Raw genomic sequence first — 10,035 nt, forward strand, 5'->3', positions numbered from 1 at the left:
GCAAGCCAAAAGGCCGGTCAAAGACCGAGTTTACCCAGGAGCTGGGTGAGGTGAAAGTCTCACGCCCAGTTCTGAAGCGGAGGTGCTCCCCTTAATAGGGGACATCGACCGTAACAAAGTCAGGCATTCCAGTAATCAAGGTAAGCCCTAGGCATACATCCCAAGAATGTCCAAAATGCCATCACACCAGTGCAGAAAATCGATCTGGAGAAAAGTTTGTCTGCACTGAATGCGGCTATCACGATGATGCTGATGTCAATGGTGCAGTAAACATCAAAAACAGGGGTCTCAAAAAACTGGGGATTAACCCCTCCCAGCTACCTTCGGTTCGTTCGCGTAGCGTGGCCTACGGCCAGGGAAAGTTACGCCCACGGAGATAACAGTCGCGCACGATTGTACCTGGGAATCCCAATTCCTGCGACGGATGGGGAGGTTCAATATGAACATTACTGATTAACTTTGTTCCCGTTAATTTATATTAACTTCACGAAATCTTTGTGATATAGCCAGATAGTTTAAGGCAAATTAAAATTAAGTAAAATCATCGATTATCAAGAACTCTAGAGATTTTGGACAGTTCTCGCGAGAGTGAACTATACTTGACAGTTAGCCCTGGATTAGGCTAAAGGATATCTAAAAGGATATCTCAGTGGAAACACCGATACTGCAGACACCCAAAGTTAAAATGGTAAAGGTCAGCACTCCCCTGTTGCTTTGATTCTTGATTAGATGGGGGGATCTGCCTTACCGGCAAGATCGCTGACCAGTCTAAGGTGAGAGGAATTTTGGTTTGAGAAGAATTTTGGGATTATGTCTGGTGTTAACCTTGCTCCTGGCTGGTGGTGAGGCTCAGGCAGGAGAGTTAGCTCAGCGTTTAGGTCAGTTTCCCGATTGGAAAAGCAAACCGCCAGTCACAGCGGCGACCGGGGATTTGCTATATCCCACTTGGATCAAGGGGACTTGGAAAGTTACCAGCACCCTGATCGAGCAGATAGCACCTCTAGCACCAGAAATAGTGACACCAGGATTTGAAGGTAATCGCAGTCATCTCAAGGAGCCCATTAGTTTTCTGGTGCGGTTTCAACAAGTTGGGAAATCAAGCTCAGGACTTGGGGATTGGTTTATTCCCTTTAGAACTAGACGTTCTAGAAAAAATCTATCAGTATTAAAACCTACCTCAGAGGTGGTTGCTGAAGACGTGGTTGCTGACCGAGCGTTCAATGGGTTGAATATTGCTAAGGCTTACTTAGGCGATCGCATAATTAGAGCCGTCAAAGTAGACCCCAATACCCCTAATCGTCAGATTACCCTTCTGCGCACCGGGAGCCAACTAGTTTCGGTGATTACTGGACGCGCTTCTGAAATACCAGCTCCCGATCAGTTTATTGCCACAGAAGTTGTCAACCAAGTTTTTCGCGGTACTCGCCGACCTTTTTTCAACGAAGTAGAAACCACAACAGCATATCAGTTCCATAAATCACCTAGTCCGATTATTAAGGCTGACCAAGTCACAGCAGTTTATCTGTCACCACAAGACCCCGATTACTTTAAAGCCTTGGAAAAACCTGTGGCTCTCTATCGCTATAGATTAGAGCTAGTAGCAGTCAAGGACGGTTGAAGGTTGTTCGCGTAGCGTGGCCTTTTGGCCAAGGTTGTTAAAGGGTTTAAGGTTAACAGGTTGTTCGCGTAGCGTGGCCAAAGGCCAAGGTTGAAAGTTGTTCGCGTAGCGTGGCCTTTTGGCCAAGGTTGAAAGTTGTTCGCGTAGCGTGGCCTTTTGGCCAAGGTTAACCCCTTGAAGGTTAACCGGTTGTTCGCGTAGCGTGGCCAAAGGCCAAGGTTGTTAAAGGGTTGACGTTTGTTCGCGTAGCGTGGCCAAAGGCCAAGGTTGTTAAAGGGTTGACCGTTGAATGTTACGGTAATGGTTTTAGGGGTTAGGTGTTGGGTTAAGAGTACTAGTGGCGTTGGGAAGGTGTTGGGGGATTTGCGATCGCGATTGTAACTGGGTAACCTTAAACCTTAAACCTTAAACCTTAAACCTTAAACCTTAACCCTTCAACTTTCACCCTTCAACCTTAAACTTTCAACCTTCAACCCACTAACCTTCAACCTTAAACTTTCAACCTTCAACCCACTAACCTTCAACCTTAAACCTTAAACTTTCAACCTTCAACCCACTAACCTTCAACCTTCAACCCACTAACCTTCAACCTTCAACCCACTAACCTTCAACCCTTTAATAACCTTAAACCGGGTTTTCCCCAATCCAATTCAGCAAAATCGGGTTGACTATCTCTGGTGCTTCATCTTGGGGACAATGACCCAAACCTTCTAAAGGAATAAACTTTTCTACCGTCGGGAATTTCGCTAATTCTCGTCCTAAGTCAATGGGTTCCCAAGGGTCTTCGGTGCCCCATAGTATGATGGCAGGACAAGGCAAAATGGGGATCAGGTCTTCTGGTAGAGGTCCTTGAGAATAGCTAGTAAAGGCAATAAAAACATCAGCTGCACCGGGATCAGCCGCTGGTGCCATGATCAGATCAACCAGTTCATCAGTGACGGCTTCTGGACGGCAGTAGGCTTGCAACAGAATATTACGCACTACTTTAGGCTTAGCCAGCTGACTAAAAAAATACTGGCCAACCCACTTAATTTTTAAGAATCGTTGAAGTACTGGTGCGCCAAGACGCTGATACCAAGGGAGTTCAGCCCGTTTACGCTCATGGAGTAGTCGTAGAGAAAAGTTGAGCAGGGCGACTCCTTTGGCTAGCTCTGGATTATCTACAGCGGTTTGCATTAGGGCAATACAACCAATAGAGTTTCCGACTAAAAATGCCGGACCACCAACCACCTCCTGACAGAAATCCGCAATTTGTTGCCCCCAGGTTTCAAAGGTATAGTCTATCTCTATACCAGGAGTCGGTTTAGCTGAAGCCCCAAAGCCAATCAAATCAATGGCATAACATCGGCAGTTTTCCCCCAACACTGGCAAGGTCTTGCGCCAATGTCCGGAAGATGCCCCAAAGCCATGCACCATCACCACAGCTGGTCCAGAATTACCGTAAGCTTTATACCCAATCGAAAAGCCCTGCCACATCCAGGTTTTTGTTTCAATCTGATCCCTGATTGGGGCTGTGAAAGAGGAGGACATGCTCAAAAAATCCCAAGTTATGCCATATTTACCTTTACATTGTGTAACAAAACCTAGTAACTATGGTAAATAGTCAGCTGCAAGAGTGGTGATTTTACGGATTGCCTATTCAGCCACGACAACCTATGGTGAAGGTTGCCAAAATGCTCCAGAAGCTCTTTTAGCATCTGAGCAGGTCGAATACCCTTGATTTAGAATTGGGTCGGGAAATTTCCCCTTGATGCTAAATTCGTCTATGAGCTAATTGGCGATCGCATCATCTCCCCTTAAGCAAAGCTTCCATGCTAAAGGGGGTTGACCCATCACCCATCACCTATCACCCATCACCCATGACTATAGAAAAAATCATCATCACCATTGGCAGTTATGCTCCGGATTTTGAATTGCCGGGAACTGATGAGCAGGTTCACCATCTCTGCCGTTACTTAGAACGTTTCTCAGGAGTGGGAGTTATTTTCTTAGGCAACAACTGCCCCTATGTCAATTGCTACATCCCAAGACTCAAACAGATTCAAGACCAGTTTGAACATCAAGGTTTTACCCTAGTGGGCATTAATGCCAATGATGTTTATCAGTACCCCGCAGAGAGTTTTGAGGAGATGAAGCAGTTCTGCCAAGATCAGCAATTGAATTTTCCTTACCTTTGGGATCCAACTCAAGATGTAGCTCACAGCTTTGGTGCCCAGAAAACCACTGAGGCATTTTTGATTGACAATAAGGGAATTGTATGCTATAATGGTTCGATTGATGATAATCCCCAAGATGGTGACGCAGTACAAGCCCATTACTTCAACAGTGCGATCGCGTCTCTTTTAACAGGGCAAGAGATTTCACCACAATCAACTAAGGTAACTGGTAGTCCTATTCAGTGGCGATAATCCTTAAGCTGGGATTAAAAATGAGCGATCAGCGATGAGGGATCAGCTATGACCTATGACGAATGACAAATTTGACTGTTATCTTGATGTGGATAACAATTTCATAACAAAGAGTCGTGGCATGGGGATAAAATACCGAAGGGTTTTACTAAAATTGAGCGGTGAAGCCTTGATGGGCAATTTGGGCTACGGCATCTCACCGGAAGTGGTTCAGGAAATCGCAGCTGAAGTGGCTGCCGTTTTGAATGAAGGTGTTCAAATGGCAATCGTTGTCGGTGGTGGCAATATATTTCGCGGACTCAAAGCTGCAGCGGGGGGGATGGATCGGGCAACTGCTGATTATATCGGTATGATTGCCACAGTGATGAATGCCTTGACTTTGCAAGATGCTCTAGAACGAAACGATATCCCGACACGGGTGCAAACTGCAATCGAAATGCAGGAAGTGGCAGAACCCTATATCAGGCGTCGTGCCATTCGCCACCTAGAAAAAGGACGAGTGGTTATTTTTGGTGCAGGTAGTGGTAATCCCTTCTTTACCACTGACACCACCGCTGCTTTACGAGCGGCAGAAATCGATGCTGAGGTAATATTTAAGGCAACTAAAGTTGATGGTATATATGATTGTGATCCTAACCTGAATCCTAATGCCCGACGGTATCAGAGCCTGACTTACAGCCATGTCCTAAGTCAGGATTTGCGGGTGATGGATAGTACTGCGATCGCATTATGTAAAGAGAATAACCTCCCAATTATGGTATTTGATCTAAGGGTGCGGGGTAATATTCACCGCGCTGTTATGGGAGAAACTGTTGGAACAATAGTGGGAGGTTCCTGTGCAATTAGCTGATGTCGAAACCAGTATGCATAAAGCTGTTGAGGCCACTCAACGGGCGTTCAATACCATTAGGACTGGTCGCGCCAGTACTAGTCTATTGGATCGGGTGATGGTTGAGTACTATGGTACCCCAACCCCCCTGAAATCTTTGGCTAATATCAACACGCCAGACGCTAGTACAATCACCATCCAACCTTACGACAAAAGTATGCTGAACCAGATCGAGAAAGCAATTACTCTTTCGGATCTGGATTTGCCTCCGAACAACAATGGTGAAGTCGTGCGGTTAAATATTCCTCCACTGACTAGCGAGCGCCGTAAAGAATTTGTCAAAATGGCAAGTAAGTTTGCGGAGGAAGGTCGAGTATCGATTCGCAATATCCGTCGTGATGCCGTTGACTCTGTCCGAAAAGAGGAAAAAAATAAGGAAATCTCTGAGGATGAGTCACGGGATTTGCAGGACGAGATTCAGAAGTTGACGAATAAATACACAAAAAAAGTTGATGAAGTGTTCGCGGCTAAAGAAAAAGACATCATGACTGTGTAATGCTACTGTGTAATGCTACTGTGTCATGTTACTGTGTAATGCTATTCTCGGTGGGGGGTGAGTTCATTTTGGCAACTCTTCCCTCTATCAGCATTCACAGTTGTGTGTAATTGTTGTACTTGTGTACTTACTAGTTATTTGATACTCATTTAAAAATGAACCGCTCATCCCACGACTAGCCAGGTCTAGGATGAGCGGAAATTTTTAATCTACTTGAACAAAATCACCCGCTCATGCCACGACTAGCCAGGTCTAGGATGAGCGGAATTTTTCAATCTACCTGAACACTTTGTTAATTTTCTCATATTTTTTATTGTTGAACAAAAAAACAAAATTTAGGAAGTAAACGACTCAATCCTAGATTTGGTAAGGGGTTCAAACAATATTGACTAAATGCTTCATCCTAATTGATGTATGAATTTTTCGTATATAAATGTAAAAAACAATAGGTTTATGTTAATATATGTTGCAGTTGAGAGTTAGTGTTGTTAGTGTAGGCTTATGGCTTAGTTACTGGTAAATACTCATTTCAAGGAGGGTACCAACCATGCTCTACATCAACACCGATTCTGGCTACGGATTGATTAAGTGATGCCAAAATGATTTGAAGGATATTTCGACCACCGATTCTTACCAAGTTTCCGCAACAAACCGGGGAGAAATATCTTAACCAGTTATCCACCAGACTGAATGGCAAATTGCCGCTGCTTTGACTCCCTTAGCCAATAGTCCGATAGCTAGGGTCGGGGATAAGGCTGTTGCCATCAATTATTTGTAGGTAGTCTTTACCAATTTTGAACTGCCTACGGATAACCCTTGCGTGGGAGCAAGATTTCACTGTCAATAGCTTCAGTGTCACTAACTTCACTGCGACTAATTTGAGTCTGAGTGGGTTTAGCGACGCATCCGATGCTTGTTTGTTTTCAACTATAGGTATTATAGCACATGAAGATTCAGGGAAAAACGGCTCTGGTTACCGGAGCCTCTCGTGGTATTGGCAGAGCGATCGCTCTGGAATTAGCCCAACAAGGAATAAGACGCTTACTGTTGGTGGCGCGAAATCGCCAACGTTTAATAGAAGTGGCGGCTGAGATTGAACGACAAGGGGTACTAGTTGTGACGCTTGTCTTAGATCTAACCCAAATAGTAGGAGTCAATATTGCGATCGCACGAGCTTGGCGAAGTTACGGACCAATTGATTTGTTAGTTAACTGTGCTGGCGTTGCTCATCAAGCTCCTTTTCTAGAATCCAAACTGCAAAATTTGCAGGAAGAAATCGCCACGAATTTAATGGGTATGTACACAATGACTCGTTTAATTGGGCGACGCATGGCAGCACGACGAGAAGGCACTATTGTGAATGTTTCTAGTTTGATGGGTAAGGTGGCAGCACCGACGATGGCAAGCTATTCCGCTACCAAATTTGGGATTGTTGGTTTTACTCAAGCGTTACGGGGAGAGTTAGCGCGAGAAAATATCCGGGTAATGGCTTTACTGCCATCCTTAACAGATACTGATATGGCGCGAGGATTACACTTGTTTCGCTGGGTCTTGCCGATGACTCCCCAAAAAGTCGCTAAGGTACTAGTCGCCAAACTGGAGAAGAACTCATCGGAAATTTTAGTGGGATGGCAAAGTCATTTAGCTATATGGTGTCAGCGTTTCTTTCCTTCGCTATTGGAGAAAGTGTTACGGATTGTAGCTCCTTTATCTTTATCTAGAAGTAAAAGTTTTGGAGAAATAGCAAACAGGCAACAGGCAACAGGCAACAGGAAAGGATTTTGGAGAATAGTTTTGGATTTTGGCTTCTTTAGATCTAATATACAAACGTTTGATAAAGGGTTTGATCAAGGTTTGAAAGACAAGTTTCCTGATTAATTTTTCCGATATGAACAGGACTTAGACAGCCTACATATAGATTGGCTGCCTAAGAGGATATCTGAAAAGTTTTTTGATACTGAATTTTGCCCCCCTAGCCCCCCAACTTTGGGGGGAACAAGAGTCCATTTGCTTCTAAAAGTCCCCCAAAATTGGGGGATTTAGGGGGCTTGGATGTAGCAAATGGGACTTCTCAGACAACCTCTAAGTCTTGTGTAAGCTGATAGCTGACGGCACCTCAAGTAGCACCTCAAGTAGCGCATATGCTTACTGTTATTTATGTTGGGTTAGAGTGCTGCTATTTGAATTGATATAAACCGGGCTTTTGTCAAGTACTTGTATAAAAAATTTATCTAACCACAATAAATATGTGAACAAGTTTTTGCGATTGTTATAGCAGAGTTGACAGTCAAGCAACTGTCAACTATCAACAAAAATACTAGTGATATCGGATCAAGTTTACTACTTATGGTATTTGTTAACTATATATAAATACAAAAAAATTATATATAGATTTAGATTTAAGATTTTGTAAATAAATGTAACCTTAATCAAAAAGTGCAAATTTGTAATGATATGATTTAACCTGTCTTTCTTTTGAAAGACAGTTGTTGTCAATGATGAATGATAAAAATTGGATTCTGTATTTGTAGGATACTCTACTTATACTCAATTTGATTTTTTCCGTGAAGGGAAACTCTGTCAGCTGTTATGCATTTAAACGGTGATAACAGCATCAGCTGTGTTTTTAAGGGGTGCATCTCCTAAAATCTGTTTGACCTGCTGGGTGGAACGGGCAAGATGCCCATTCCACAGATTGGAACAGGCAAGATGCCCATTCCACAGATTGGAACAGGCAAGATGCCCATTCCACAGATTGGAACAGGCAAGATGCCCATTCCACAGATTGGAACAGGCAAGATGCCTATTCCACAGATTGGAACGGGCAAGATGCCTATTCCACAGATTGGAACGGGCATCTTGCCCATTCTACAAAACTATTAAAATTATCCCACATTTAGGCAACGCACAAAATTTAGCTAGTATATAGATAAGGATATCAGAAATGTCGGAAAAAATTGTTAATTCCTGGAATGAATGGGATGAATTGGAATAAATGGTCGTAGGAATTGCAGACTACGCTAGCTTTGAACCAAAAGAACCAGGGAATCATCCGAAATTAAGAGATCAGAATTTAGCGGAAATCATTCCTTTCCCCAGTGGACCTAAAGACCCTAAAGTCCTTGAAAAAGCTAATGAGGAATTAAATGGACTGGCTTATTTATTAAAAGACCACGATGTGATAGTAAGAAGACCAGAAAAATTTGATTTTACAAAATCTATAAAAACCCCTTACTTTGAAGTTGCTAATCAATACTGTGGAGTCTGTCCTCGGGATGTCATGATTACCTTTGGTAATGAAATCCTGGAAGCGACTATGTCGAAGAGAGCAAGATTTTTTGAATACTTACCTTACCGGAAATTAGTCTATGAATATTGGAATAAAGACGACCATATGATTTGGAATGCTGCGCCTAAACCGACTATGCAGGATAGTATGTATCTAGATAATTTCTGGGAGCTGTCTTTAGAAGAAAGATTTAAGCGTATGCATGATTTTGAATTTTGTATTACACAAGATGAAGTTATTTTTGATGCGGCTGACTGTAGCAGATTAGGAAAGGATATATTAGTTCAGGAATCGATGACAACAAATAGAACAGGAATTCGGTGGTTAAAAAAGCACCTAGAACCAAGAGGATTTCGGGTTCACCCTGTTCATTTTCCCCTTGATTTTTTCCCCTCACACATTGACTGTACGTTTGTTCCTTTGCGACCAGGTCTTATTTTGACAAACCCTGAAAGACCTATACGGGAAGAGGAGGAGAAGATATTTAAAGACAATGGCTGGGAGTTTATCACAGTTCCTCAACCCACTTGCTCGAATGATGAAATGCCAATGTTTTGCCAGTCCAGTAAGTGGTTGTCAATGAATGTTCTGAGTATATCACCGACAAAGGTTATCTGTGAGGAAAGAGAAAAACCTCTCCAAGAATTGTTGGATAAGCATGGATTTGAGGTTTTTCCTTTACCCTTTAGACATGTCTTTGAATTTGGGGGGTCTTTTCATTGTGCAACTTGGGATATTCGCCGAAAAGGTGAGTGTGAAGATTATTTTACCAATTTAAATTATCAACCGCTTTGTGGTTAAAAACTAACAATAGTAATTACCAGTTAAGAGGGTCAAGACGTCAAGAAGATGAATTTTGAAAGCGGTTATCAAGGGTTAAAAACAAGCGCGGATCCCCAACGATGGTCTGCTCAAAAAGAAGTCCTAACGGATGAAAAATTGGTGATCGAAGGACATCCGGTTATGGAACGTTGGGAAACCCCTTATATGGGGGCTTTTGCGGCGTTAGTCACTCGCCATGGTGGTCGGATCTTAGAATGTGGCTTTGGCTTGGGAATATCGGCTAATGCTATTCAGTCTTATGCTCCAGAAGAACATGTGATTATAGAAGCCAATGACGATGTTTTTCAACGATTGATTGAGTTCCAAAACAGTGCAGTTAATAAAGTAACCCCTATCTTGGGCTTAGCATGTGATGTCTTAGAATCCTGAAGGGGTGACGAAATAGCCTGAAAAGCTTTAAATGTAAAGCTTTCACCATTTTGTGCTAAAAAAAAGATAGGTCTCTTTTGTTCAACAAGACCTACCTATTGACAATGTTACCTGTATTCTACC

11 protein-coding genes are annotated in these 10,035 nt (G+C 42.9%); 9 read left to right on the top strand and 2 right to left on the bottom strand.

Features of this window, described 5'->3' with window-relative positions:
* Positions 1-134: 134 nt before the first annotated feature.
* Positions 135-380 (top strand): zinc ribbon domain-containing protein, encoded by a 246-nt coding sequence (locus tag F6K46_RS40440; protein ID WP_366510857.1) that lies wholly within the window; start codon positions 135-137, stop codon positions 378-380.
* Positions 381-790: 410 nt separating this feature from the next.
* Positions 791-1,618 carry a DUF6816 family protein gene (locus tag F6K46_RS35580; RefSeq protein ID WP_293067115.1) on the top strand — a complete coding sequence of 276 codons (828 nt, stop codon included), beginning with the start codon at positions 791-793 and terminating at the stop codon, positions 1,616-1,618.
* Here the strand turns inward: F6K46_RS35580 and F6K46_RS35585 are convergent.
* Positions 1,595-1,828, bottom strand: coding sequence for a hypothetical protein (locus F6K46_RS35585; RefSeq protein ID WP_293067118.1), 234 nt, complete (start codon positions 1,826-1,828; stop codon positions 1,595-1,597). The two genes, F6K46_RS35580 and F6K46_RS35585, sit on opposite strands and share 24 nt — an antisense overlap.
* A gap of 414 nt (positions 1,829-2,242) precedes the next feature.
* Entirely contained in the window at positions 2,243-3,148 is a 906-nt protein-coding gene (locus tag F6K46_RS35590) for an alpha/beta fold hydrolase (protein WP_293067121.1), read from the bottom strand.
* A gap of 329 nt (positions 3,149-3,477) precedes the next feature.
* On the opposite strand from F6K46_RS35590, the gene F6K46_RS35595 reads away from it, so the two are divergent.
* From F6K46_RS35595 to F6K46_RS35625, 7 genes are all read left to right on the top strand, one after another.
* Positions 3,478-4,026 carry a thioredoxin family protein gene (locus F6K46_RS35595; protein WP_293067124.1) on the top strand — a complete coding sequence of 183 codons (549 nt, stop codon included), beginning with the start codon at positions 3,478-3,480 and terminating at the stop codon, positions 4,024-4,026.
* Positions 4,027-4,147: 121 nt separating this feature from the next.
* Complete coding sequence (pyrH, locus tag F6K46_RS35600; protein ID WP_293067144.1) at positions 4,148-4,876, top strand: UMP kinase; 729 nt, start codon at positions 4,148-4,150, stop codon at positions 4,874-4,876.
* Entirely contained in the window at positions 4,863-5,411 is a 549-nt protein-coding gene (frr, locus tag F6K46_RS35605) for a ribosome recycling factor (RefSeq protein ID WP_075895566.1), read from the top strand. Before pyrH ends, frr begins: the two co-directional genes overlap by 14 nt.
* A gap of 945 nt (positions 5,412-6,356) precedes the next feature.
* Entirely contained in the window at positions 6,357-7,289 is a 933-nt protein-coding gene (locus F6K46_RS35610) for an SDR family NAD(P)-dependent oxidoreductase (protein ID WP_293067127.1), read from the top strand.
* A gap of 801 nt (positions 7,290-8,090) precedes the next feature.
* On the top strand, positions 8,091-8,294 hold the full coding sequence (locus tag F6K46_RS35615) for a hypothetical protein (RefSeq protein WP_293067130.1): 204 nt from the start codon (positions 8,091-8,093) through the stop codon (positions 8,292-8,294).
* A 112-nt stretch (positions 8,295-8,406) separates the two neighbouring features.
* Positions 8,407-9,501, top strand: coding sequence for a glycine amidinotransferase (locus F6K46_RS35620; RefSeq protein WP_293067133.1), 1,095 nt, complete (start codon positions 8,407-8,409; stop codon positions 9,499-9,501).
* Between the two features lie 48 nt (positions 9,502-9,549).
* Positions 9,550-9,912, top strand: coding sequence for a hypothetical protein (locus F6K46_RS35625; protein WP_293067136.1), 363 nt, complete (start codon positions 9,550-9,552; stop codon positions 9,910-9,912).
* The last annotated feature ends 123 nt before the right edge of the window (positions 9,913-10,035 follow it).

It is taken from the genome of Moorena sp. SIO3E8 (genome assembly GCF_010692445.1).
Classification (GTDB): domain Bacteria; phylum Cyanobacteriota; class Cyanobacteriia; order Cyanobacteriales; family Coleofasciculaceae; genus Moorena; species Moorena bouillonii.